This is a genomic window from Blastomonas sp. AAP53 (genome assembly GCF_000331245.1).
GTDB lineage: Bacteria > Pseudomonadota > Alphaproteobacteria > Sphingomonadales > Sphingomonadaceae > Blastomonas.
Genome location: NZ_ANFZ01000006.1, coordinates 248404 through 272893 on the forward strand (window position 1 = coordinate 248404; position 24490 = coordinate 272893).

At 62.5% G+C, this 24490-nt stretch carries 26 protein-coding genes; 12 read left to right on the forward strand and 14 right to left on the reverse strand.

From position 1 onward, the window contains the following. Positions 1 to 8: 8 nt before the first annotated feature. Both rplS and D618_RS0104145 read left to right on the forward strand, forming a co-directional pair. Positions 9 to 398: a 50S ribosomal protein L19 gene (gene rplS, locus D618_RS0104140; RefSeq protein ID WP_017670231.1), complete on the forward strand. Its 390-nt coding sequence runs from the start codon at positions 9 to 11 to the stop codon at positions 396 to 398. Between the two features lie 282 nt (positions 399 to 680). Beyond that, a complete protein-coding gene (locus tag D618_RS0104145; protein WP_026091268.1) occupies positions 681 to 1706 on the forward strand; it encodes an aspartate-semialdehyde dehydrogenase in 1026 nt (341 codons plus the stop codon). Positions 1707 to 1749: 43 nt separating this feature from the next. Here the strand turns inward: D618_RS0104145 and D618_RS0104150 are convergent, their stop codons facing one another. From D618_RS0104150 to D618_RS0104160, 3 genes are read right to left on the reverse strand one after another with little or no spacing between them, the layout of a single operon-like run. Then, entirely contained in the window at positions 1750 to 3345 is a 1596-nt protein-coding gene (locus D618_RS0104150; RefSeq protein ID WP_040370213.1) for a DHA2 family efflux MFS transporter permease subunit, read from the reverse strand. Positions 3346 to 3360: 15 nt separating this feature from the next. Continuing rightward, positions 3361 to 4470 (reverse strand): HlyD family secretion protein, encoded by a 1110-nt coding sequence (locus tag D618_RS0104155; protein ID WP_017670234.1) that lies wholly within the window; start codon positions 4468 to 4470, stop codon positions 3361 to 3363. After that, the gene (locus D618_RS0104160; protein WP_017670235.1) at positions 4463 to 4897 is read right to left on the reverse strand and encodes a MarR family transcriptional regulator; all 435 of its coding nucleotides are present in this window, start codon (positions 4895 to 4897) and stop codon (positions 4463 to 4465) included. Before D618_RS0104160 ends, D618_RS0104155 begins: the two co-directional genes overlap by 8 nt. A gap of 94 nt (positions 4898 to 4991) precedes the next feature. On the opposite strand from D618_RS0104160, the gene D618_RS0104165 reads away from it, so the two are divergent. The 3 genes from D618_RS0104165 to D618_RS0104175 all read left to right on the forward strand — a co-directional run bounded on the left by D618_RS0104165 (position 4992) and on the right by D618_RS0104175 (position 8311). Beyond that, positions 4992 to 5642, forward strand: a complete 651-nt coding sequence (locus D618_RS0104165; protein ID WP_017670236.1) for a DsbA family protein — start codon at positions 4992 to 4994, stop codon at positions 5640 to 5642. Next, positions 5639 to 6406 (forward strand): alpha/beta fold hydrolase, encoded by a 768-nt coding sequence (locus D618_RS0104170; RefSeq protein ID WP_017670237.1) that lies wholly within the window; start codon positions 5639 to 5641, stop codon positions 6404 to 6406. The genes D618_RS0104165 and D618_RS0104170 overlap by 4 nt, the downstream gene beginning before the upstream one ends. A 63-nt stretch (positions 6407 to 6469) precedes the next feature. Then, positions 6470 to 8311 carry a M2 family metallopeptidase gene (locus D618_RS0104175; protein WP_017670238.1) on the forward strand — a complete coding sequence of 614 codons (1842 nt, stop codon included), beginning with the start codon at positions 6470 to 6472 and terminating at the stop codon, positions 8309 to 8311. Between the two features lie 135 nt (positions 8312 to 8446). Here the strand turns inward: D618_RS0104175 and D618_RS0104180 are convergent, their stop codons facing one another. The 5 genes from D618_RS0104180 to D618_RS0104200 form a co-directional block, all read right to left on the reverse strand. After that, positions 8447 to 9022, reverse strand: coding sequence for a hypothetical protein (locus D618_RS0104180; protein WP_017670239.1), 576 nt, complete (start codon positions 9020 to 9022; stop codon positions 8447 to 8449). Positions 9023 to 9213: 191 nt separating this feature from the next. Further along, the gene (locus tag D618_RS0104185; protein ID WP_238550586.1) at positions 9214 to 10839 is read right to left on the reverse strand and encodes a SulP family inorganic anion transporter; all 1626 of its coding nucleotides are present in this window, start codon (positions 10837 to 10839) and stop codon (positions 9214 to 9216) included. 39 nt (positions 10840 to 10878) lie between these two features. Beyond that, the gene (locus D618_RS0104190; RefSeq protein ID WP_017670241.1) at positions 10879 to 11550 is read right to left on the reverse strand and encodes a carbonic anhydrase; all 672 of its coding nucleotides are present in this window, start codon (positions 11548 to 11550) and stop codon (positions 10879 to 10881) included. Positions 11551 to 11585: 35 nt separating this feature from the next. Next, on the reverse strand, positions 11586 to 11927 hold the full coding sequence (locus D618_RS0104195; RefSeq protein ID WP_017670242.1) for a metalloregulator ArsR/SmtB family transcription factor: 342 nt from the start codon (positions 11925 to 11927) through the stop codon (positions 11586 to 11588). An 86-nt stretch (positions 11928 to 12013) separates the two neighbouring features. Beyond that, the gene (locus D618_RS0104200; protein ID WP_017670243.1) at positions 12014 to 13453 is read right to left on the reverse strand and encodes an AMP nucleosidase; all 1440 of its coding nucleotides are present in this window, start codon (positions 13451 to 13453) and stop codon (positions 12014 to 12016) included. 188 nt (positions 13454 to 13641) lie between these two features. Between D618_RS0104200 and D618_RS0104205 the strand changes: the two genes are divergently transcribed. Then, positions 13642 to 14136: a YbjN domain-containing protein gene (locus D618_RS0104205; protein WP_238550593.1), complete on the forward strand. Its 495-nt coding sequence runs from the start codon at positions 13642 to 13644 to the stop codon at positions 14134 to 14136. Positions 14137 to 14356: 220 nt separating this feature from the next. Here the strand turns inward: D618_RS0104205 and rplI are convergent, their stop codons facing one another. The 5 genes from rplI to D618_RS17595 form a co-directional block, all read right to left on the reverse strand. Beyond that, positions 14357 to 14962 (reverse strand): 50S ribosomal protein L9, encoded by a 606-nt coding sequence (gene rplI / locus D618_RS0104210; protein WP_017670245.1) that lies wholly within the window; start codon positions 14960 to 14962, stop codon positions 14357 to 14359. 12 nt (positions 14963 to 14974) lie between these two features. Next, complete coding sequence (gene rpsR / locus D618_RS0104215; protein ID WP_017670246.1) at positions 14975 to 15199, reverse strand: 30S ribosomal protein S18; 225 nt, start codon at positions 15197 to 15199, stop codon at positions 14975 to 14977. Between the two features lie 20 nt (positions 15200 to 15219). After that, positions 15220 to 15579 (reverse strand): 30S ribosomal protein S6, encoded by a 360-nt coding sequence (gene rpsF / locus D618_RS0104220; protein WP_017670247.1) that lies wholly within the window; start codon positions 15577 to 15579, stop codon positions 15220 to 15222. A 208-nt stretch (positions 15580 to 15787) separates the two neighbouring features. Further along, complete coding sequence (locus D618_RS18915) at positions 15788 to 16930, reverse strand: GGDEF domain-containing protein (protein ID WP_081590405.1); 1143 nt, start codon at positions 16928 to 16930, stop codon at positions 15788 to 15790. A gap of 113 nt (positions 16931 to 17043) precedes the next feature. Next, complete coding sequence (locus tag D618_RS17595; protein ID WP_017670249.1) at positions 17044 to 18441, reverse strand: phosphotransferase family protein; 1398 nt, start codon at positions 18439 to 18441, stop codon at positions 17044 to 17046. Between the two features lie 141 nt (positions 18442 to 18582). Here D618_RS17595 and fabD point away from each other — a divergent pair, with 141 nt between their 5' ends. The 5 genes from fabD (at position 18583) to mltG (ending at position 23210) form a co-directional block, all read left to right on the forward strand. Further along, positions 18583 to 19518, forward strand: coding sequence for an ACP S-malonyltransferase (fabD, locus tag D618_RS0104235; RefSeq protein WP_017670250.1), 936 nt, complete (start codon positions 18583 to 18585; stop codon positions 19516 to 19518). A 145-nt stretch (positions 19519 to 19663) separates the two neighbouring features. Next, positions 19664 to 20401 carry a 3-oxoacyl-[acyl-carrier-protein] reductase gene (fabG, locus tag D618_RS0104240; RefSeq protein WP_017670251.1) on the forward strand — a complete coding sequence of 246 codons (738 nt, stop codon included), beginning with the start codon at positions 19664 to 19666 and terminating at the stop codon, positions 20399 to 20401. 108 nt (positions 20402 to 20509) lie between these two features. Further along, entirely contained in the window at positions 20510 to 20746 is a 237-nt protein-coding gene (locus D618_RS0104245) for an acyl carrier protein (protein WP_023836488.1), read from the forward strand. Between the two features lie 226 nt (positions 20747 to 20972). Further along, on the forward strand, positions 20973 to 22229 hold the full coding sequence (gene fabF / locus D618_RS0104250; RefSeq protein ID WP_026091270.1) for a beta-ketoacyl-ACP synthase II: 1257 nt from the start codon (positions 20973 to 20975) through the stop codon (positions 22227 to 22229). A 9-nt stretch (positions 22230 to 22238) separates the two neighbouring features. After that, complete coding sequence (mltG, locus tag D618_RS0104255) at positions 22239 to 23210, forward strand: endolytic transglycosylase MltG (RefSeq protein WP_026091271.1); 972 nt, start codon at positions 22239 to 22241, stop codon at positions 23208 to 23210. A 12-nt stretch (positions 23211 to 23222) separates the two neighbouring features. Here mltG and D618_RS17600 read toward each other — a convergent pair whose 3' ends face one another. Next, entirely contained in the window at positions 23223 to 23642 is a 420-nt protein-coding gene (locus tag D618_RS17600; protein ID WP_017670255.1) for a hypothetical protein, read from the reverse strand. Between the two features lie 220 nt (positions 23643 to 23862). Here D618_RS17600 and D618_RS0104265 point away from each other — a divergent pair, with 220 nt between their 5' ends. Beyond that, a complete protein-coding gene (locus tag D618_RS0104265) occupies positions 23863 to 24408 on the forward strand; it encodes a peroxiredoxin (RefSeq protein ID WP_017670256.1) in 546 nt (181 codons plus the stop codon). The last annotated feature ends 82 nt before the right edge of the window (positions 24409 to 24490 follow it).

A 24490-nucleotide genomic window follows, 5' to 3' on the forward strand; every position in this document is an offset into this window, starting at 1 on the left:
CAGGTCACATGAACCTCATCCAGACGCTCGAAGCAGAAGCTATCGAGGCATTCAAGGCTACCAAGTCCATCCCCGAGTTCCGGGCTGGCGATACCATCCGCGTCGGCGTGCGCGTGGTCGAAGGCGACCGTACCCGCGTCCAGAATTACGAAGGCGTGTGCATTGCACGCTCGAACCGGGGCCTCGGCTCCAACTTCACCGTGCGCAAGATTTCGTTCGGTGAAGGCGTCGAGCGCGTATTCCCGCTCTATTCGCCCAACATCGATTCGATCACCGTCGTCCGTCGCGGCGTCGTGCGTCGTGCGAAACTTTACTATCTGCGCGGCCTGACCGGCAAGCGCGCTCGTATTGCCGAGCGTCGCGACAACCGTCCCGCCAAGGGCAGCACCGAAGCCTGATCGTTTCACGACAGTCTTTCGAATTCTGCAAAAGGGCGGTCCACCAGGGCCGCCCTTTTTCGTTGCCACCCTGCTGCACCTGCACCGTTCGCCTTTGCCCACCGCAAAGCACCGGCGCGAATATTGTGTGATCGAAGTCGTTCAGACGGGGTGGTTTGTTTCTTAAGCTGCGAACATTGCGCAATAATATCTTCGAACTGGCGCATCCTTGCCACTCGCAGCTTGTATTGCCGGGGTTGAGCCGCTAGGCGCCCCGGTGCATTGCACTGGAGGAATTGATCCGTGGGTTATCGAGTAGTCGTTGTCGGCGCGACCGGAAATGTCGGGCGTGAAATGCTGGCCATCCTGGCTGAGCGCGAGTTTCCGATTGAAGAACTGGCAGCCGTTGCCTCGTCGCGTTCGACGGGCACGACGGTCGAGTTCGGCGATACCGGCAAGATGATCAAAGTGCAGAATATCGAGCACTTCGATTTCACCGGCTGGGATATTGCGCTGTTCGCCGCTGGCTCTGCCGCGACCAAGATCTACGCGCCCAAGGCCGCCTCGCAGGGCTGCGTCGTCATCGACAACTCGTCGCTCTACCGCATGGAGCCCGACGTGCCGCTTATCGTGCCCGAAGTGAACCCCGATGCGATCGACGGGTACAAGGCGCGCAACATCATTGCCAACCCCAATTGCTCGACCGCGCAGCTCGTCGTGGCGCTCAAGCCGCTGCATGATGCCGCGACGATCAAGCGCGTTGTCGTTGCCACCTACCAGTCGGTCTCCGGCGCGGGCAAGGACGGCATGGACGAGCTGTTCGAGCAGTCGCGCAACATCTTCGTCGGCGACAGCGCCGAGGCGAAGAAGTTCACCAAGCAGATTGCCTTCAACGTCATCCCGCATATCGACGTGTTCCTGGACGATGGTTCGACCAAGGAAGAGTGGAAGATGGTCGTCGAGACCAAGAAGATCCTCGACCCCAAGATCAAGCTGACTGCCACCTGCGTGCGCGTGCCGGTGTTCGTCGGCCACTCCGAAGCGGTGAACATCGAGTTCGAGAACGAGCTGAGCGCCGAGGACGCACAGAAGATCCTGCGTGAAGCCCCCGGCATCATGCTCGTCGACAAGCGCGAGGACGGCGGATACGTCACCCCGGTCGAATGCGTCGGCGATGGCGCGACATACATCAGCCGCGTGCGCGACGATAGCACGGTCGAGAACGGCATCTCGCTGTGGTGCGTTTCGGACAACCTGCGCAAGGGTGCGGCGTTGAACGCGGTGCAGATCGCCGAACTGCTGGGCCGCCGCCACCTCAAAAAGGGCTGAGACTGACGGACCGGCGGCGCATCTGCCGCCGGTCCTCACCCTTTCACTCGCCGATATGCACCGGCGCGCTTGCCATGCCCTGCGGGCGGCGGAGCAGGAGGAGCAGGGGGATGGCGGCGAGGTTGACCAGCATCATCGCCCAGAAATCATCGATATAGGCGACCATCGCGGCCTGGCGGTTTATCTCTGCATTGACCGCGAGCATCGCGGCATCGCCCAGCGCACCGAACTTCTGCGCGGTGTTGGGGTCGATCGCTGACATCGACGTATCGGTGATGTGCGACGCCAGATCGCTGTGGCTCACCTGGATGTTGAAGCTGAGCAGCGTGGTCAGCACCGAGATGCTGATCGAAGCGCCCAGGCTGCGTGACAGATTGAGCAGGCTGGCCCCGTCGGTGCGGTGGCGCGGCTCGAGCGTGGCAAAGGCCATCATGTTAAGCGGGATGAACACCAGACCCATGCCGAGGCCCTGGATCAGTCCCGCCACCACCACGGGTTGCCAGCTCATCTCCAGCGACCAACCGGTCATCATCCATAGCGACACCGTGGAAATCATCGCACCGGTGACCATCACCCAGCGGGGGTCCATCCGTGTCACCAGCCATCCGGCAGCGCCCATGCTGACCAGGATTCCCAGCCCGCGCGGGGCGAGCAGCAATCCGGTGTCCAGCACCGAATAGCCGAACAGCTGCTGCAGCATCGGCGGCAGCAGCGCCATGCTGGCGAACATCACCACGCCCACCACCAGCATGAAGATCAGTGCGGCCGCCATGTTGCGGTTGGCCAGCATCGCGCGGTCGAACATCGGGTTCCTGCCCCAGATCATGTGCACTGCAAAAACCCAGAGGCACGACACGGCGACCGCGGCTTCCAGCAGGATCTCCGGGCTGGAAAACCAGTCCAGCTGGGTGCCGCGATCGAGCATGATCTGCAGCGATGCCAGGCCGAGGGCCAGCATCGAAAAGCCGAACAGGTCGAACTTGCGGTCGGTGGGGTCACGGCTGGGGAGCAACCAGACCAGCAGCGCGACGGTGACGATGCCCACCGGCACGTTGACCAGGAACACCCAGCGCCAGCTGTAGTTCTCGGTCAGCCATCCACCCAGCACAGGCCCCATGATCGGCCCGATCATGATCCCCATGCCCCAGATCGACATCGCCTTGGCCTGCCCGCTGGGCGGGTTGATGTCCATCAACACGGTCTGCGACAGCGGACCGATGAATGCGGCGCTGATTCCCTGGATGGCGCGGAACAGCACCATTTCCGTCAACGTGGTCGCCGCCCCGCACAGCATCGAAGAGACGGTGAAGGCGATGACAGCCCAGATGAACAGGTTGCGCGAACCGACGCGCTCGGCCAGCCAACCGGTGATCGGGATGGCGATCGCGGTGGCGACCAGATAGCTGGTCAAGGCCCAGGTGATCGTGTCTGCGGTGGCGCTGAGGCTCGATTGCATATGGGGCAGGGCGACGTTGGCGATGGTTGTGTCGAGGATCTGCATGATCGTCGCCATCATTACGGCCAGTGTCAGCAGGCCCTTGTGGCGCACGGCCATGGCGGGCACATCCGAAACGCCCGGCGGCTGGGCGGTGCGCGCCGGAGGAGGGGTGCCAGAACGGGGCGCGGCACGGCTGGCCATGTTGCGGCGGGACCCCTAGCGCCGCTTGCCGGTATCGACAGTGACCTCAGCAGAAAGTCCCGCGATCAGCTTGGGTGTGCCACGACTGTCCAGCCGGATGCGCACCGGCACCCGCTGTGTCACCTTGACCCAGTTGCCGGTGGCGTTCTGCGCGGGGAGGATGGAGAATTCAGAGCCGGTGCCCGCGCCGATGCTGTCGACGCGGCCCGTCAGCTTGAGATCGGGATAGGCGTCCAGCCGCACTTCGGCAGCCTGTCCCACCCGCATGTGGTGCAGATCGGTTTCCTTGAAATTCGCCTCGATCCAGCTGCGGTTGTCGGCAACGATGGTCAGCGCAGGCAGGCCCACGACCATCGATTGGCCGGGCTGCAGCCGCTCGGCCTGCACCACGCGTCCGCTGACCGGTGCGCGAACGATCGTGCGGTCAAGGTTGAGCGCGGCGGCATCGCGCCGCACCATGGCCTGGGCGACCGCGGGATTGACACCCGGCATCGCGCTGCCCGTCGTCAGCCGCGCGCTGGCCTCTGCGGCTTCGGCCTGTGCGGCACGGAGTTGCTCGCGCGCAATCTCGACCTTGCGCTCGGCCTCGTCGAGCCGCGCCCTGGTGGTAAAGCCCCGCTGCATGAGAGCCTGCTGGCGCTCCAGATCGATCTGCGCATAGGCAATGGCATCGCGCGCAGCAGCAATGCCGACGCCGGTCGAGCGTGCTTCGCTCGCGAGCGTTGCAACACTGACCTGCGCGCCGGCGATATCGGCGTTCGCCTGGCGTACGGCCAGCTGGTAAGGCTCAGGATCGATGCGAAACAGGATATCGCCCTGGGCGACCGTCATGTTTTCGCGCACCCTTGCATCGATGATCCGTCCGCCCACCTCGGGCGAAACCGCGACCTTGTCCTGCTGCACATAGGCATTGTCGGTGGTGACATAGCGCCCGCCGGACAGCCACAGATATCCGCCCACCGCCGCCAGCGCCAACGGCACCGACAGCATCAGCGCGCGCGCTGGCCAGCGGCGTTTCTTCCCTGGTTCAATGACAGGCGGGGCAGGGCGATGATGGCTGTCCTCGCCTGCGATGGAGCTTGTCCCGCTGGTGTCGGTAGATTGGCCGTTGTCTGCCTCAAGCATCGACTGTCTCCCTGCGCGAAAGATTGCTCCGCATCCGTTCCACCAGCCTGGCCAGGACGGCGCGCTCTGAATCGTCAAGCCCGGTCAGTGCCAGCTCCTGCACCTGGTCTGCCTCGCGCTGGAGCTGCGCCATCAGCGGCTGTGCCTTGTCGGTCAGGTAGAGGTTCCAGGCGCGGCGATCGGTCGGATCGGGCTTGCGGCAGACCATGCCCGAATCGGCCAGCCGATCGATCATTCGCGACAGGGTGATCGGCTCCACCTCGAGCAGATCGGCCAGCTCGCTCTGGCGCATGCCTGGCTCGCGATGCAGCCGCGCCACCGCCCGCCATTGCAGGCTGGTCATCCCCAGATCGCGAATGTTGGCATCGAACATGCGCCGGAAGAGCCGCGCGGTGTCATTGACGAGAAAACCTATCGAGTCGTTCATAGCTATCAACATAATAGCATATGATATTAAATCAATTGAGGGGTGGTGCGCTTGGTGATTGCATTGCCGGGACGGTTTTGGCAGTCTGTATGTCATGACATTGACAGCTGACATTTTCTGGTCGTTCCGCTCGCCCTACAGCTATCTCGCCATGCGGCGATATCGGGCGATGGAGGAACGGTACGACCTCAAGCTCAACCTTCGCCCGGTCTATCCTCTGGCGGTGAGGCAACCGGATTTCTTCGAGAAAAGCCAGCCTGGCTGGCTGCGCTACACGCTGACGGACGTGTTCCGGCTGTCGCAATATCTGGGGATTCCGTTCTTTCCGCCCAACCCGGACCCGATTGTCCAGAACATCGCGACGCGGACGATCGCGACCGACCAGCCCTATGTCTATCGCATCACCCGCATGGGGCAGGTGGCCGCGCGACAGGGCAAGAGCCTGGCGTTCTGCGACGAGGTATCGCAACTCATCTGGGGCGGCACGGCGGGCTGGCACGAGGGCGATCATCTGGCAGGCGCCGCGCAACGGGCTGGGCTGGACCTTGCCGAACTGGAAGCGATCGCTGCATCCGACGCGGAGGCGCTTGACGCCGAGCTCGCTGCCAATCAGGAAGCGCTCGAAATGGCGGGCCATTGGGGCGTGCCGACGCTGGTCTTCGATGGCGAACCGTTTTTTGGCCAGGACCGGATCGATCTTGCCATCTGGCGCATGGAGCAGGCTGGCCTTAAAGAGCGGGGATGACCGAACCCACGTACAGCATCGCTACCACCCGCATCCGCTCGTTCGACGGCACAGAGCTTGCCGTGCATCAAACCGGCGAGGGCAGGCCGCTGCTGCTGCTGCACGGGCTGTTCTCGAGCGCCGAGACCAACTGGATCAAGTTTGGCCATGCCGCCAGGCTGGCAGGGGCCGGCTTTCGCGTGATCATGCCCGATCTGCGCGCGCACGCGCAAAGCGGCGCACCGCATGACCCTGCCGCCTATCCGCGCGATGTGCTGGTCGATGATGCGCTGTCGCTGATCGAGACGCTGGGCCTTGACGACTTCGACCTGGGCGGTTTTTCGCTGGGCGCGCGGACGACGGCCAAGCTGCTGGCAGCAGGCGTCACCCCCGGCAAGGCGATCATGGCGGGCATGGGCTGGGAAGGGCTGACCGGATGGGGACGGCGGCGCGATTTCTTTGTCACCGCGATTGACCGGCGCGACGAGGTGAAGCGCGGCGATCCGCATTTCATGGCGGTCGCTTTCATGAAGACGCAAGGGATCGATCCGGTGGCAGCGCGGCTGTTGCTGGACAGCTTTGGCGAGGTCGATACCGATGCGCTGGTGGCGCGTGACGTGCCGGTGCTGGTTGTGTGCGGCGCTGATGATCAGGACAATGGCAGTGCGCCTGAATTGGCGCGGCAACTTGCCGATGCGACCTATCGCGAGATCAAGGGCACCCACATGTCAAGCGTGCTCGAGCCGGCTTTGGCCGAAGAGATAGTTTCATTCTTGACCACTTGACGCTGCGACCCGGCAGTTCCATCGTCCGTGCCTGAAAAGTCGAACGACAAGGGATTGCCCCAGATGAAATGCCTGAAATCCATCGCCTCCGTGATCGCATTGTCGGTTGCGACCGTGTGCGCCCCTGCCTTTGCCGAAGAGGTCGCTCCGCAGATCGCCGCCTCCAAGCCGACTGCTGCCGATGCTGAAGCCTTCATCGCCCGCGCTGAAAAGGAGATGTTCGATTACACCGTCTCGGCCAGCCGGGTGTTCTGGATCAACGCCACCTACCTGACCGACGACACCAATGCGCTGGCCGCAGAGGTGGGGGCGCAAGGTACCGAGATGCAGGTGCGGTTCGCGCTGGAAGCGGCGAAGTTCAACGATGTTGCGGGCCTCAGCGAGGAAACCCGCCGCAAGCTCGACAAGATGCGCGGTGGCATCGTGCTGCCCGCGCCGACCACCGAAGGCGCAGCCGCTGAGCTCAACACCATCGCCACCAACCTGCAGTCGATCTACGGCAAGGGCAAAGGCACGATCGATAGCAAGCCGGTCAACGGATCGGACATCGAGGCCGCGATGGGTGACAGCCGTGATCCTGAGCAGCTCAAGGAAATGTGGGTCAGCTGGCACGACAATGTCGGCGCGCCGATGAAGGACGACTATGCGCGCATGGTCGACATTGCCAACCAGGGCGCGCGCGAACTGGGCTTCAAGAACGTCGGTGCGATGTGGCGCGGCCAGTACGACATGAGCGCCGACGAGTTCGCCGCGCTGACCGAGAAATTGTGGCAGCAGGTCAAGCCGCTGTATGACGACCTGCATTGCTACACGCGCACCAAGCTGAACGAGAAATATGGCGATGCGGTACAGGCCAAGACCGGCCCGATCCGCGCCGATCTGCTGGGCAACATGTGGGCGCAGGAATGGGGCAACATCTATGATGTCGTAGCCCCCACAGGCGCAGGCGACATCGGCTTTGACGTCACCGAATTGCTGACTGCCCAGAAATACGACCCGATCAGGATGGTGAAGGGGGGCGAGGCGTTCTTCTCGTCACTGGGATTTGCACCCTTGCCGGAAACCTTCTGGCAGCGCTCGCAGTTCGTGAAGCCGGCGGACCGTGAAGTCATCTGCCATGCGTCCGCCTGGGATATCGACAACAAGGACGATATTCGCATCAAGATGTGCATCAAGGTGAATGCCGACGATTTCACCACCATCCATCACGAGCTGGGACACAATTACTACCAGCGCGCTTACAACACGCAGGATCCGCTGCACCTCGATGGGGCCAACGACGGCTTCCATGAGGCGATCGGCGACATGGTCGCGCTGTCGATCACGCCCGACTACCTTGTCGAGATCGGCCTGCTCGACAAGTCCAGGGTGCCCGGCGCTGACAAGGACCTGGGCCTGCTGCTGCGCCAGGGGATGGATAAGCTCGCGTTTCTGCCGTTCGGCTTGCTGGTCGATCGCTGGCGCTGGGGCGTGTTCGATGGCAGCATCAAGCCTGCCGGTTACAACGATGCGTGGACCGCGCTGCGCCTCCAGTATCAGGGGATCGTACCACCTGCCGACCGCCCGGATGATGCGTTCGACCCCGGAGCCAAGTACCACATCCCCGGCAACACCCCATATACGCGGTACTTCCTCGCGCGGATCCTGCAGTTCCAGTTCTACAAGGCCGCCTGCGACATCGCGGGATGGAAGGGACCGCTGCACCGCTGCACCTTCTACGGCAACAAGGACGTGGGGACGCGGCTCAATGCGATGCTGGAAATGGGTGCGTCCAAGCCCTGGCCCGATGCGCTTGAAGCGTTCACCGGATCACGCGAAATGGACGGCACCGCGCTCGTCGAATATTTCGCGCCGCTCCAGACATGGCTGAAGGAACAGAACAAGGGCAAGCAGTGCGGCTGGTAAGCCGCGCCACTTGCCCTTGCTGAATGGTATGGAGTGGGGCCTGCCCTCCTGAAGCGGGGGGCGCCTCTATCTGGAAAACAGGCCCCGAGGGACCGCGCATGAGGGAATCGCGCGCGGTCCCTAACTGTTGGTCGATCAATGAACCTTATAGGGTGCACCGGCGGCGCTGGCCGTCGAGGGCACAACGTTCTGATCGACATAATCGCTGTTTTCGTCCGCCGCATTGACGGGGACGTTCTTGTTGCGACGGCTCAACGCGACCGCAGCGGCAATCAGGGCAATCCCGCCTGCTGCCAGGCCCAGGGCCAGAGCCGGATGGGCACGCGCCTGCTGCGCCGCATAGCGGCTGTTTTCGCTGACCTTCTCCGAAAGTTCACGCGCAGCAACAGACAGACGCTCGGTCGCGTCGTGCGCGAACTCTTCTGCCTTGTCGCGCAACGGGCCAATCTCGTTGGTCAAGGACTTTGCGTTGTCCGAAATGATCGTCGCTGCTGCGTTCGCATTGCGACGCGCCAGATCGGAAGCGATGCGCGCATTCTCCGCGATCACATCTCCGGCCATCTTGGCGGTTTCGGTCGCCTTGGTACGCAGTTCTTCACGGTTCTCGTTGACCGATGCAAAGGCGCTGGTCGCCTCGGCGCGTGCGCGCTCTGCAAGGTTCAGCGCATCTTCCTTGATCCGCGCGGCGGCAGTCTTGATGGCGTCACTCATGGTCGTCTCCTTATTGTCGGGCCGGACACGCGCAGAGCATCTCCAGCATCGCAACCAATACGCCGCGATTTTGGCTTTGTTCCCTCGGCATCGACCAGAATGTCATTTCTTTCGATGACCAGACGCAAAAACGGCCACCGGATCGCTCCGGTGGCCGTCTTCATCATTGCCCAGATGTTATGCCTGTTGGTTCAGGCAGCCGGTTCAAGCACCGGCTGGGCTTTTTTTGGCCCGTCTCCCGGTCCATCGTGACCACCATTGTTGTCGGTGGCGTCCTGCATCTTCTGATACGGAGAGGCATAGCGGTCCCGCAAGTCCTTCCACTCCATGACCATCGTGCCGCCGGTTGCATTGTGCTGCTTTTCCCATGCGCCCAGCATGTCGAGACAGGCGTGATCGATATGATCAAGATGTTCGACATGGACGTGCACTTCGCGGCCCGACTTCACCGTCTCCAGCACGCTGGCCAGCCGCGGGATCGAGAAGAACGTGGCGGAGCCATGCAGGAAGACATCGGTACGGTTGGCCATCTCGTCATCTTCCAGATCAACCCGAACGTGCGTGAAGGTGTAGACGACCTTCGCCGTTGCCAGCACGAAGCCGATGATGACGCCGGTGAGCAGATCAAACACCACGATGCCGCCCAGAGTGGCGAAATAGATGACCAGCTCGACCTTGCCATAGGTGGCGATTTTCTTGATCTGCGCGATGTTGACCAGCTTGTAGCCGGTGTAGACCAGGATCGCGGCGAGGGCGGAGGTCGGAATATAGGCGAGCAGCCAGGGCAGGGCGGCCACCGTGCCGAGGATCCACACGCCATGCATGATCGCCGAAAGCCGCGACTTGCCGCCGGCCTGGACGTTCGCCGAAGAGCGCACGATCACGCCCGTCATGGGGAGCGCACCCACGGTACCGCACAGCATGTTGCCGATGCCCTGCGCGCGCAGTTCCTTGTCATACTTGGTGCGCGGGCCGGTGTGCATCTGGTCGACAGCCGTCGCGCACAGCAGCGTCTCGGCACTGGCGACGAAGGCAAAGACGACGCCCAGCAGGATGATGTCCATCGAGAGGCCGCGCTGCAACGCTTCCATCGTGGGGATGTTGAGCGAGGCGACGATATTGTCGGGTACGGTCACCCGGTTGATGTCGAACCCGGCGAACAGGGCGACGAGCGTGCCCACGATCACCGCGATCAGCGGCGCGGGGACAACGGCCAGCGACTTGGGCTTGAACTGGTTCCAGATCAGGATCGCCGCGATCGTCGAAACACCGACGATGGCCGCCAGATGATGGCTGTCCATCGCCATCGGGAACACCGCCTTGTAAATCGCTTCCGGGATCGACAACAGGTTTTCCAGACCGCTTCCACGCGGGCTGTCATCGATCATCACATGGAACTGCGACCCCAGGATCAGCACGCCGATCCCAGCCAGCATGCCGTGGATCACCGAAGGCGAGATCGCGCGGAACCACTGACCGAGCCGGGCGACGCCGGCGACGAGCTGGAGCGCGCCAGCGATAAAGCCGACAACGCCCATCATGATCAGGCCATGTTCGTCGACCAGCTGGTAGCATAACACCGCCAGGCCGGCAGCGGGGCCGCTGACCTGAAGCGGGGACCCGGCCAGCGATCCCACGACGATCCCGCCGATGATGCCGGTGATCAGACCGAGGGCCGGCGGCGCGCCCGATGCGATCGCGACGCCAAGGCACAGCGGCAGCGCCACCAGAAACACGACGACAGAAGCGAGCAGGTCTTGCGGCCAGCTCTTTTTCATCGTCTCAAATTCGCCCAACGGGGCTGTAGTCGCGGTCATCATCATGCTCCTGGGGGCAGGGAGGTTATGCTGAAATTATCAGGCAGCACATTCGTGTTTGGCAAGCGCTATCGCCGCCATCTCGCTGGCGTAATGTTCATGGACTGGGATGAACGTCTCTGTTTCCGCGTGATATGCCTTCACATCGCCGGTGCGGATGTCATACACCCAGCCGTGCAGCTGAAGTTCGCCTGCTGCCATGCGCGCCGCGACCGACGGATGGGTTTTCAGGTGGTTGAGCTGAAGGATGACGTTCTGCTCGAGCAGCAGGTTCATCTTGCCGGCTTCATCGAGATCGGCACCGATGTGGTTGACCACTTCAACGGCAGCGCGGGTATAGCCCAGCCACTCGCGGACATGGGGCAGGCTGTCGAGACCAGCCAGGTTCATCGCGCCCTTCATCGCACCGCATTCGGTATGGCCGCAGACAACAATGTGCGGAACCTTGAGCGCAGCGACTGCAAATTCGATCGATGCGGTCATGCCGCCGGTCTGCTGCGTGTGTGGCGGAACGATGTTGCCCGCGTTGCGGCAGATGAACAGCTCGCCCGGCTCGGTCTGGGTGATCATCGCGGTTTCGATGCGCGAGTCAGAGCAGGTGATGAACAGGGCTTCGGGTGACTGGCCCTTGGCCAGGCTTTCGAACAGCTCCTGCTTTTCAGGGAAGACTTCGGTCTGAAAGCGGACAACGCCGGCGGCGAAATGGGGCATGGGGAGGCTCCTTTGAGGCTATATGGGGAGGACGATCAGGACCAGAGTTCGCGAACCTCGCGAAGTTCTCCGGCCAAAGCGGCTGGAGCGCGGGCCTCGACAAAGGCAAGTCCGTCGGTAATCCAGCCGGCAATCTGCGGCTGAGCCAGGCGATAGAGGTGCTGGCGACCAAGGCGCCGTTCCTCCACCATCCGCGCAGTACGCAGCAGGCTGAGGTGCTGGGATAGCCGGGTAGGGGGAAGATTCAGCTTCTCCGCCAACGTGTTCACATCGCACTCGCCGGTGCGCAGTTCCTCGATCAGACGAATCCGGTCAGGATGCGCGATCAGCTTGAAGACTTCGGCCAACTCACGGGCAATGTGGACGCGCTGGGGCATGCCCTCAAGTTAGGGTTAGCCTGTAACCTTCGTCAATCCATACCTGCAAATATATGCAGATGTTACGGTAACTCAGCCCGCCAGGCTCAACGAAATGGGGGTTCGTTGAACGCGCGCAGCTTGCGGCTGTGGAGGCTGTTCGTCTCCTGCCGCAGGATTTCGCAGGTGCGGATGCCAATCTGCATGTGTGCCGCGATCGCCTCTTCATAGAAGCGATTCGCCTGACCCGGCAGCTTGAGCTCTCCATGCAGCGGCTTGTCAGACACGCACAGCAGCGTGCCGTAGGGGACGCGGAAGCGATAGCCTTGGGCGGCGATGGTGGCGCTTTCCATGTCGATCGCTACCGCGCGCGACTGCGAGAAACGCAGCGCGCTGGCCGAATAGCGCAACTCCCAGTTGCGGTCGTCGGTGGTGACCACCGTGCCGGTGCGCATCCGCCGCTTGAGGTCGGCGCCGCTGGTGCCCGAGATCTCCTCGGCTGCACCGGCCAGCGCCTGCTGGATCTCTGCGATCGGCGGGATGGGAATTTCAGGTGGCAGCACCTCGTCCATGATGTGGTCGTCGCGCAGATAGGCGTGGGCGAGAACATAGTCGCCGATCCGCTGGGTGGGGCGAAGGCCGCCGCAATGGCCGATCATCAACCACACTTCAGGCCGCAGCACCGCCAAGTGATCGGTGATCGTCTTGGCATTGGAAGGGCCAACGCCGATGTTGACCAGGGTGATGCCACCAAAGTCCGGTGCGATCAGGTGATAGGCGGGCATCTGGTGCCGCCGCCACGCGCTATCGGCGACGAGCTGGCTGGGGTCGGCGCCGGATTGATCGGTGTACAGTCCGCCTGCGCCAGACAGGGCGGTATAATGGCCCTTGCCGATCTGGCTGCATGCCCAGCCGACGAATTCGTCGACATAGCGATGGTAGTTGGTGAACAGGATGAAGCGTTGCACATGCTCCGGCGGCGTGCCGGTGTAATGCCGCAGCCGCGCCAGCGAGAAATCGGTGCGCAACCCATCGAACAGCGACAATGGTCGCTCTGACCCATGACCGAATGACAGGAAACCGTCAGCGATCTCGTCGCCGATATCGGCCAGCTCGGTTGTCGGGAAATACCGCGCCAGCTCAAGCGGCGTGATGGTCCCCAGACCAGATCCGGAAAGCCCGTCGAGCACGTAGGGAAAGGGGATTTCCTGCTGGCTTGGGCCGACCGACATGGTCACATCGTAATTTTCGCGCAGCAGGGTCAGCTGCTCGGTAAGATAGTCGGCAAACAGCCGCGGGCGGGTTACCGTGGTGGAATAGACGCCCTGGGCGTTGAGCCGTCCGAACGATAGCCCGGGCACCGTGCCATGTTCATGGCCATCATATTCGACCCGCAGCAGCGGATAGCTGAACGCGCCGTTGAGGCGAAGGGCGGGATCGGGCGGGGTGCCATGATCGACAAACGCGCGAATGGCAGACTGCAGATTGGCGACGGAGCGTTCGTAATGCTCGGTCAACTGATCGATGATTGTTTCGATGGTGCTCATGTTCAGCGCATAACGACATTCAATGCCGAATTCAATCGGCTCGCCGGAACGCGATTCCAGGCTGTTGCAAGCGGGCGGGCGCCGCCTATGATGACGCAAAGCACAGGCGAGGGGATAGAGCGATGACCATGCTGAACACAGGCTCGACGTTTCTTGGACGTTGCGTCCTGGCCGCAGCTGCCTTGACCATGACAACCGGTTGGGCGCACGCGCAGGGGGCGGCCGCAGGCAACGCCGATGACCGTGTCGAGGTCAATGCCTTCACCCCTGCCAGCGTGCGCGAGATCCTGGCTCCGTTTGGCGCTGCAGTGACCATCGCGGATCGGCAGACCCCCGAGGGACGCCCGTTTGTCGAGGCGAGCTTTGGTCAGCTCAAGATCAACATGTTCTTCACAGCCTGCCCGCCGAACGAGCCCAACCAGTGCCAGGGGCTGTATCTGCTGTCGTTCTGGCCCAAGCCTGCAGAGCGCAATCCGCAGAACCTCGCGCAGGCCGCCGGCGATTTCAACCGGATGTACGAATTCAGCAAGGCCGGCATCTCGGTTGCCGGCGAACCCTTTGTCGCCCGCTATCTGATCAGCGATTTCGGGGTGAAGCGGGGCACGCTGCGGCGCGAGGTGACCAACTTCGTCGTGCTGGCCCAGAGGTTCAATCAGGAAGTCGTCTCGCCGCCCGTGCAATGATCCTTGCACAGACAGATGGGCACAAGATGACCAACGAAAGGTGGGATCAATGAACCGGAAGGGATTTGCGTTGATAGCGGCACTGGCCGCCGTTGTGCTGGGATGCATGGTGGCACTCGGCGTGCTTTGACCCGGATTGTCTCATCGGCTGCGATGCCCAACAAAAAAGCCGGGCTCCATCGCTGGAACCCGGCTTTTCGTGATTGGCTGTGAAGCCCGATCAGGCGGCGTCTTCGCCGTCTTCTTCGGGTTCATCCGTCTGGATGAGGCCAGGCTCTGCATTGGGGTCGAACTTTTCGACGAACCCGGCAGGCTTCTGATCTTCTTCAAACATCTGCTGCATCACGTCGACACCGGCCTTCTGCAGCTCGGCTTCGTCGTCGCTGCGGGCGACGTTCACGGTGACGCTCACCGAAACTTCGGGGTGCAGCGCGATCTTGACCGGGAATACGCCCAGCGTCTTGATCGGACGTTCCAGAATGATCATCGCCTTGGTGACGGCGGTGGCACCATCTGCAACCAGCGCATCAGCGATGTCGCGAACCGAAACCGAGCCGTAAAGCTGGCCGCTGTTCGACGAGGCGCGGATGAGCACGACCTGCATGCCATCGACCGTTTCGGCGCGCTTGGCAGCTTCGTCGCGCTTGGCAACGTTTTCGGTTTCGATGCGCTCGCGGTTGGCTTCGAAGACCTTGCGGTTGGCTTCGTTGGCGCGCAGGGCCTTCTTGTTGGGCAACAGGAAGTTGCGGGCGTAGCCGTCCTTGACGGTGACGACGTCACCGATCGAGCCGAGCTTCTCGATCCGTTCGAGCAAAATGATCTGCATGTCTCTTGCTCCTTACTTCACGATGTACGGCAGCAGGCCGACGTGGCGTGCGCGCTTGATGGCCTTGGAAAGTTCACGCTGCTTCTTGCCGGAAACGGCAGTGATGCGGCTGGGAACGATCTTGCCGCGTTCGGACATGAAGCCCTGAAGCAGGCGCACATCTTTGTAATCGATGGCGGGAGCGTTCTTGCCCGAAAACGGGCAGGACTTGCGGCGGCGGAAAAATGGGCGTGCCATGTGTCTTTATCCTTCCTGGCTCAAGCGTCGCGGTCGCGGCGGGGGCGACGTTCGCGGTCCTGCTTGCGCATCATCACCGACGGGCCGGATTCCAGCTCGTCAACGCGCACGGTCAGATAGCGGATGACATCTTCGTTGATCGACGTCTGGCGTTCCAGCTCGGCGACAACGCCAGCGGGGGCCTCGATGTTCAACAGCACGAAATGTGCCTTGCGGTTCTTCTGGATCTTGTAGGCGAGGTTGCGCAGGCCCCAGGTCTCGGTCTTGGTGACCTTGCCTGCGTTCTGTTCGACAATCTCGGTTGCGGTCTGGGCCAGCGCGTCAACCTGGGCCTGTGACAGGTCCTGGCGCGCCAGAAAGACATGCTCGTAAAGCGGCATGTGCAAGGCTTCCTTTGTTCATCTGCCGATCGCTGATGTGCGCACCATGCGACACACCCCTCCGGCTTTCTTCGATGCCCTCAAAAGACGTCAGTCGTCCGAAGGCAAGCGCCGGCTAATACCCAAAAGGCGCAGGAAAGCAAGTGTGGAGGCAATAAAAAGCGGCATTGAGCTCGGGAAACCTTCTCTGGCGGCCTGGCAGCCTGATTTAATGGTGCGAACTGTAGATCAGCACCTGGTTGCGGCCAGAGTTCTTCGCCTCATACAACGCAGCATCGGCATTGCGCAGCACCTGGCGATTGGGCTCACCTGGAACGAACGGTGCGACTCCGGCGGAAAATGTGATCCGGCCGATCGGCGCGCCATTGTCCCGGTTGACCAGAGTGCGTTCGGCCAGTTCCTCGCGCACCACATCGATCTGCTGCTTGGCCTCGGCCGTGCTGGTGTTTTCCAGCACGATCACGAACTCTTCGCCGCCGTGGCGGGCCAGGTGGCAGTTGCCACGCCCGAAGCCATCGAGAACCTTGGCAACCAGCTGCAACACGCGGTCGCCTGCCTCATGCCCATGCGTATCGTTGACCTGTTTGAAATGGTCGATGTCGATGAAGGCGACCGACAGCGGTTCGAAACGCTCCTTGGCGCGGATGGTCGCGGCAGAAAACTGCTGTTCGAAGGCCCAGCGGTTGGGCAGCCCGGTCAGCTGGTCGCGCTGCGCCTTGTCGTTGGCTTCGTCGAGGCGGTTGCGCATCTGGCTGAGCTTCTTGGTGCTTTCGTCCAGGCTCTCGCTGGCCTTCTTGGTCGATTGCATCATCTGCGTGGTGATCTTCAGCAGCGCCTTGAACTGCGCCTCGATCGGCATGTCGGCCTGCTCGGCAGGGTCGAGATCGCGCATCCAGTCCAGTCGCGACTGCAGCGCTTCGGCATAGGCCATGCTTTCCTTGCCGCTCTTGCTCAGGGTCTTGAACCCGCCAGACAGCAGGGCTTCGCTCTCGGCGACGAGGGCGTTGAGGTCCTTGACCTTCATCACGCCTTCGCACTCGTCCATGATCTCCGCGACCATTTCGGGTGACAGGCGTCCGTTGGTATCGAGCTTGCGGTTGACAGCGGTGCGCAGCGTGCTGTTGCCGCCGTTGAGATATTCCCAGCCCAGCTTGTAATGGTCTGGCAACGGGTCGAGCTGCACCTGCTCAAGAAACGAAAAGACCTTGAGGTACATCTGCTTGGTGATGTTGCCGAAGGCGGTTTCCTGCTTTGGAGCTTCTTCTTCGACCTTGGCCTGACCCGCCAGAATTGACGCGGCAAGCCTCATTCTGTCCCTGAGATTGCCACGCTGCGCCTGAGGTTCTGCCATCGGTTGACCCAATCGTCCTTAATTTAACATTCATCACCCTTAACGACCGGCATCAGCCCCGATTAAGGGGCAATTTGCCTTGAAGTTATAATATTTTGGGATGGACAGGCGCGTCAGGTCCAGGATGCCTGCGCCACCGGAAGGCCAGCATAGCGCGGCTGGTCGATCAGGCAATTTTCTGCTGCCAGCCGTCGCAAATGGTCGTGCAGCGCAGGGGTCATCGCTGCAGGGTCGTGCCGTACTGCCTGCATGAGGCTGGTGGCATCAAGACCCATCTGTTCCAGTCGCGCTGCCTGTGCCGACTGGAACACCGGACCCAGCGCCGCATCCCGTGCGGCCATGCCCAGGGCGTTGATCGCGACCCTGGCCTCGAACCGCCTGTGCCCAGTGGCGGAGGCGGCGACCTGAGCATCCAGCCACAGGCTCACCGCGTCGACCAGTGCCGCGCCGGTCGGAACACCATGTTCGGGCAGCCGCTTGGTGGCAGGCCAGACCATCGGCGCTGCGACGGACGGCAGTTCGTCGGCCAGCATCAGCATCAGGTCGATCTCCACCTCGGATACGCGACGGCCGATGACCAGGCGTTCAGGACCGCTCTGGTCGCCGCGCCGCCAGATATCGGCCATCACCAGGCAGCACACGCCCCACCAGAGGCAGGAATATACCAGCCAGAAGCGGAAACGCGCCGGGTCGACGCGCACTCCGGTCATGGCTTCATACTGTTCCAGCATGGCCTCGGGACGGGCGATGCCGCCCAGCGGCTTTTCATAGTGGCCAAAGCGCCAGCTGGGGATGCAGCCAAAGGCCAGATCCTGCACCGGATCGCCCAGATGCGCGAGCTCCCAGTCGAGTACGGCGGAAAGCCCGTCCGGCGTGATCAGCAGGTTGCCCATGCGAAAATCGCCATGGCACAGGCGCGGCTCGACAGGCGCGGGCAGTGCGCGTTCCAGCCAGCCGAACGCCAGTGCGTAAATGGGTGAGGTCCCTCCCAGATCGCGCCAGCGGGCTTCCAGATCGGCAAGCATGTCTGCCGGTGCGCGATACGTCAGCGATTTTGGCAGGCGCGCAGGCGCGATGGCATGGATTGCCGCCAACTGTTCGGCCCATTGGCCAGGCAGCCGGTCCAGCGCAGGAATGAAGGCGGGGTCGCGCAGCAGAACTTGGGGCAGGGCCTCGCCTGGTGCACAGGCCATCACGAAGCCTTCGCCCAGCCCGTCCTCGGGGGTCAGCCTGGCGCGCACGGCGGGTACCATCACGCCGAGTTCACCTGCACATTCGATGACATCGGCTTGGCCATCAAGGCTGAGCGCGCCGGAATCGATGGCAGCATCATCCCCGTGCAAACCTTCGGGCATGCGGCGCAGGATCAGGAGCTCATTGCCCCAGGCGAAGCGCCAGCTTTGCATGCTCGCGCCGCCCGAAAGCCGCTTGAGGTTGCCCAGCGGACCATCCCCGCCCAGCGTCTTGCGGCAAAGCGTTTCCAGCCGGGCGGCAAAGAGTGTATCATCCATTCCGTGGAGTTAATTGATCAATTAACCTGCTGCAAGCACCTTGCAACGCCGCGGCAAGGTGGATAACGGGCGGCGCTTGACGCGCGGGGCTGGAGGGCTCGAGCGCGCTTGAGGCAGATCGGGCGAGGGACAGCTAAGGTCATGACACGCGCATTCATTTTTCCAGGGCAGGGCAGCCAGAAGGTCGGCATGGGCAAGGCATTGGCCGAAGCCAGCGCCGAGGCACGCGCGGTCTTTCAGGAGGTCGACGAGGCTTTGGGGCAGAACCTGTTCCAGCTGATGTGCGACGGGCCTGCAGACGAGCTTCAGCTGACCGAAAATGCCCAGCCCGCCATCATGGCCAATGCCATCGCGGTGCTGCGCGTGTTGCAGCATCAAGCGGGCGATGCGCCGGTGCCTTTTGCCTATGTCGCAGGGCACAGCCTGGGCGAATACAGCGCATTGTGCGCTGCCGGGTCGCTGGACCTGGCCACCACCGCGCGGCTGCTCAAGCTGCGCGGACAGGCGATGCAGGCTGCCGTGCCGGTCGGCCAAGGCGCGATGGCGGCGCTGCTGGGCATCGAGTTCGACGAGGCGGTGCAGGCAGCTGCACAGGCCGCCGGCGACCAGGTCTGCGCCGTTGCCAATGACAATGCCTTTGGTCAGGCGGTCATCTCCGGCCATGCCGCTGCTGTCGAACGCTGCCTGCCGATCGCCAAGGAACTGGGTGCGCGCAAGGCAATGATGTTGCCGGTCTCCGCGCCGTTCCATTGCGCGCTGATGCAGCCTGCCGCAGACCGGATGGCCGAGGCGCTCGCCGACACCGTGATCAACGCTCCGTGCGTGCCGCTGTTCGCCAACGTCACTGCCGCGCCGGTCAGCGATCCCGCACAGATCCGCACGCTGCTGGTCGATCAGGTCACCGGCATGGTGCGCTGGCGCGAGTCGGTCATCGCGATGCGCGATGCCGGGGTCGATCACTTCATCGAGCTGGGCGGCAAGGTGCTGGTGCCGATGATCAAGCGGATCGTCGAGGATGTTGCCAGCGAAAGCCTGGTCGAAATGAGCGATATCGACAGCCTGCTCGAGATGGTTTGATAGAGACCAATAACCCCATCAACCCCGCCCGCTCGGCCTGAGCTTGTCGAAGGCCCCGCATCGACACCAGCGTTTTCCCGAGGCCTTCGACAGGCTCAGGCTGAGCGGAGGGGGCTAGGGTGAGGCGCTACTAGGAGAATTTCGCATGTTCGATCTTACAGGCATGACCGCACTGGTCACTGGCGCAAGCGGTGGCATTGGTTCGGCGATTGCGCGCGGCCTTGCTGCGCATGGTGCGCGGCTGGCGCTGTCCGGCAGCAACGAGGCCAAGCTCAACGAATTTGCAGCCACGCTCGGCGGCGATCATGTGGCGCTGGCGTGTGACCTTTCCGATCCCGCAGCCGTCGATGCGCTGGTGCCGCGTGCGGTCGAGGCGCTGGGCTCGCTCGACATCCTGGTCAACAATGCCGGCATCACGCGCGACAATCTGGCGATGCGGATGAAGGACGATGAATGGTCCGATGTCATCCGCGTCAACCTGGAAGCCGCGTTCCGCCTGTGCCGCGCGTCAGCCAAGCCGATGATGAAGTCGCGCTTTGGTCGCATGATCTCGATCACCAGCGTGGTCGGCGCGACTGGCAACCCCGGCCAGGCCAATTATGCCGCATCCAAGGCTGGGCTGGTCGGCATGTCGAAGGCGCTGGCCGCAGAGCTTGCCAGTCGCAACATCACTGTCAACTGCGTCGCTCCAGGCTTTATCGCGTCGGCCATGACCGAGGTTCTGCCCGAAGCGCAGAAATCGGCCTTGCTCGGGCGCATTCCGGCAGGCAAGCTGGGCGAAGGCGATGATGTCGCCGCAGCCGTGGTCTATCTGGCCAGCCGCGAAGCAGGCTATGTCACCGGCCAGACGCTGCACGTCAATGGCGGCATGGCGATGTTGTAACGCAGCGAGCCGTGCCAGCCCTCTTGCCAGCCGCGCAAAGCGGCATTAGGGCGGGCGGTGAATGTCAGTTCGCAAATTTTAGTTACACACAAATCGAAGGAAGTCTGCATGAGTGAGACTGGGGACCGCGTTAAAAAGATCGTGATCGAGCATCTCGGCGTTGAAGCAGAGAAGGTCACCGAAGACGCAAGCTTCATCGACGACCTGGGCGCAGACAGCCTGGATATCGTCGAGCTGGTCATGGCGTTCGAAGAAGAGTTCGGCGTCGAAATTCCTGACGATGCTGCCGAAAAGATCAGCACCGTCAACGATGCCATCGAATATATCGACAGCCACAAGGGCTGATCAGCGGCGACCACAGGGGCTGGGCCCATTGCACCGGCACGACGCCGCTTCGGCCAGAACATGGCGGGCTGCGTTGCCGTGCAAAAGCGGTGGCCCATGTGAAGAGTAAGATGGCTTCCCTGACTGTCGCACTGCGACCGGGGAGGCCATTTTTCGTTTTAGCGAGCAGCGGCATGGCGGCAACGCCTGGCGCGCGCTGCGCCAGAAGTTTTCAGGAGTGAGGCGAATGCGCCGTGTAGTCGTTACAGGTTTGGGTCTGGTCACGCCGCTGGGTGCGGATGTCGAGACGGCATGGAGCAATCTCATCGCCGCCAAATCGGGCGCAGGGCCGATCACCCGGTTCGATGCCAGCGATCAGAAGTGCCGCATCGCCTGCGAGGTCAAGCCTGCCGATCATCCTTATGGCTTTGATCCCAACAAGCGGGTGGATCACAAGATTCAGCGCCAGGTCGATCCCTTCATCATCTATGGCATCGATGCGGCGGGCCAGGCGCTAGAGGATGCCGGGCTCACCGACATGAGCGAGGAAGAACGCTACCGGGCCGGCTGTTCGATCGGCTCGGGGATTGGCGGACTGCCGGGGATCGAGAGTGAATCGCTGCTGCTGGCCGAAAAGGGCCCGGGCCGCGTGTCGCCCCATTTCGTGCATGGCCGCCTGATCAACCTCATCTCGGGCCAGGTCAGTATCAAATACGGTCTGATGGGCCCCAACCATGCGGTCGTCACCGCGTGCTCCACCGGAGCACATTCGATCGGCGATGCAGCACGGATGATTGCTCTCGACGATGCCGATGTCATGGTGGCGGGCGGCGCGGAAGCCACAATCTGCCCCATCGGAATTGCCGGTTTCGCCCAGGCCCGCGCGCTCAACATGAGCTACAACGACCGCCCCGAACAGGCCAGCCGCCCGTATGACCAGGACCGCGATGGCTTCGTGATGGGCGAGGGCGCAGGCGTCGTCGTTCTGGAAGAATACGAGCGGGCCAAGGCGCGTGGCGCAAAGATTTATGCCGAGGTCGTGGGTTATGGCCTGTCGGGCGACGCCTATCATGTCACCGCGCCGCACCCTGAGGGCAGCGGAGCCTATCGGTCGATGGAAATGGCGCTCAAGCGCGCCAACATGACGCCAGCCGACATTGACTATATCAACGCGCACGGCACTTCGACCATGGCGGACACCATCGAACTGGGCGCGGTCAAGCGATTGTTCGGCGATGCCATTTCCAATGTTTCGATGAGCTCGACCAAATCGGCCATCGGCCATCTGCTCGGCGGCGCAGGCGCGGTCGAGGCGATCTTCTGCATCCTTGCGATCCGCGACCAGATCGTTCCGCCGACGCTCAACCTCGACAACCCGAGCGAGGGTTGCGAAGGCGTTGATCTGGTTCCGCATACGGCCAAGAAGCGCAAGGTGACCGCCGTGCTCAACAATTCGTTCGGTTTTGGCGGCACCAACGCCAGCCTCATCATGAAGGCGGTATAACGCATCATGCTGCGCCGATTGGGATGCATCGTTCTGGCCGGGGCGGCCGCACTGGTGCTGCTGATCGGCGGCAATTTCTACTGGGGCTGGACCGCGTCCGGCCCTGCGACGCAGCAGCTCTCGGTCGTCGTGCCTGCCGGTAGTTCGCTGGCCCGCGCGGCGCAGGTGCTGGAAGAAAAGGGCGCGATCAGTTCGGCGGGAGCCTTTCTCAATCGCGCCAAGGTGTTCGGCAGCAGCGATCCCATCAAGGCGGGCGAGTTCGTCATTCCGGCAGAGGCCAGCAACGCGCAGATCCTGAACATCCTGCAGGGCGGTGAGGTGGTACTGCGCATGGTCACCGTGCCCGAGGGCATGCCGAGCATTCTCGTGCACGAAAAACTGATGGCCGAAGACCTTCTCACCGGCGAGGTGCCCGTGGCCGAGGAAGGTTCGATCCTGCCCGAAAGCTACAGCTTCGAGCGCGGCGAAAAGCGGATCGCGGTGATGCTGCGGATGCAGAAGGCGATGCAGGACACGATTGCCGAACTGTGGCCGAACCGCTCACCCGACACCGTGGTCAAGACACCGCAGGAAGCGGTCACGCTGGCCGCGATCGTGGAGAAGGAAACTGGCAAGCCTTCCGAGCGCCGGATGATTGCCGGCGTGTATTCCAACCGCATCCGCAAGGGCATGATGCTGCAGGCGGACCCGACGATCATCTATCCGATCACCCGCGGCAAGCCGCTGGGCCGTCGCATTCGCCAGTCCGAGATTGCCGACGTCAACGATTACAACACCTATGCGATGACCGGGCTGCCCAAGGGGCCTATCACCAACCCCGGTCGTGCGTCGATCGAGGCGGTGCTCAACCCTGCACGGACCGAGGCGCTGTTTTTTGTTGCGGACGGGACCGGCGGGCATGTGTTTGCCAACACTCTGGCCGACCACAACCGCAACGTCGAAAAATGGTTCGCGATCCGCCGCGCGCGCGGCGAAATGTAAGCGCTGTTCGCGCTACCGGCTCCAGCGCCGCTTCTTGGCGGTGAGCGCCAGCCAGATTTCAAGCGCCACCGATCCGGCAACAAGTGCCTGAAAACCAAGCACTTCGGCGGTCAGGTTGGCAGGGTCTCCAAACAGCCACGCATTCTGCAGCACCAGGCCAATCGCCGATGCGACAAACAGCCATAGCGCGATCCGTCGCCGCAGCAGCAGCGCGATAACGCCCGCCGTGCCCGCAAAAGTCGCCAGCACGAACCCGTAGAAGGCGACGGCCGGGCGGGCGGCGTAGAGCGCCTGCTGTTCCGGTGCGAGCTTGCTGACATCGCCCAATCCCAGCACCGGATCAAACAGCAGCGCCACCAGCCCGATAACATTCCAGGCAAGCAGAGCGATGGCCAGCAGCCAGAACCAGCCCAGCGGCCGTGACATGATCATCGAAGGTTCCCTCCCGATACGTCCAAAATGAAGCGATTTGCGGATCGCGCAAGCATGGCATGCATCCGTGCGCCCGGTCTAATCGAGAGTCGCTGCCAATGCGATCAAGTCATCGAAAAAAGCGATTAGAGCCGCATAATGTTTTCATTTCACACTTCGCCGCGCTATCCCTAGATGTTGCACTGCAAAACATATTCCCCATCGTTCAAGGAGATTCCGCATGATCGGTCGTAACGTTCCCAATGTCTGCCTGAAAACGCGCGTGCGCGACGACAGCATCGAGGGCCCGAACCCCTTCCGCTGGCAGGACCAGCTGACCGGCGATCTGCTGGAAGGCAAGCGCGTCGTCATCTTCTCGCTGCCTGGCGCGTTCACCCCGACCTGCTCGACCTCGCAGGTTCCCGGCTTTGAAGCGCTGTATGACGACTTCCTGGCCGAAGGCATTGACGAAATCTACTGCGTGTCGGTCAACGACGCATTCGTGATGTACCAGTGGGGCAAGTCGCTGGGCGTGCAGAAGGTCAAGCTGCTTCCCGATGGCTCGGCCGACTTCACGCGTCGCATGGGCATGCTGATCCGCAAGGACCATGTCGGCTTTGGTGAGCGCAGCTGGCGTTATGCCATGGTTGTCGACAATGGCGTGATCACCGACTGGTTCGAAGAGCCCGGCATCAACGATCACGGTCTGGACAGCGATCCCTATGGCGAAACCGCCCCGGAAAACGTGCTGGCCAAGATCAAGGCAAAGCAGACAGAACCGGCCTGAGCCGGTTCGCCAACTGATCCCTAACGGGTCGCAAGCGGGGGCGCGGTGCAGCAATGCATCGCGCCCCTTTGCGTAGGGCCGG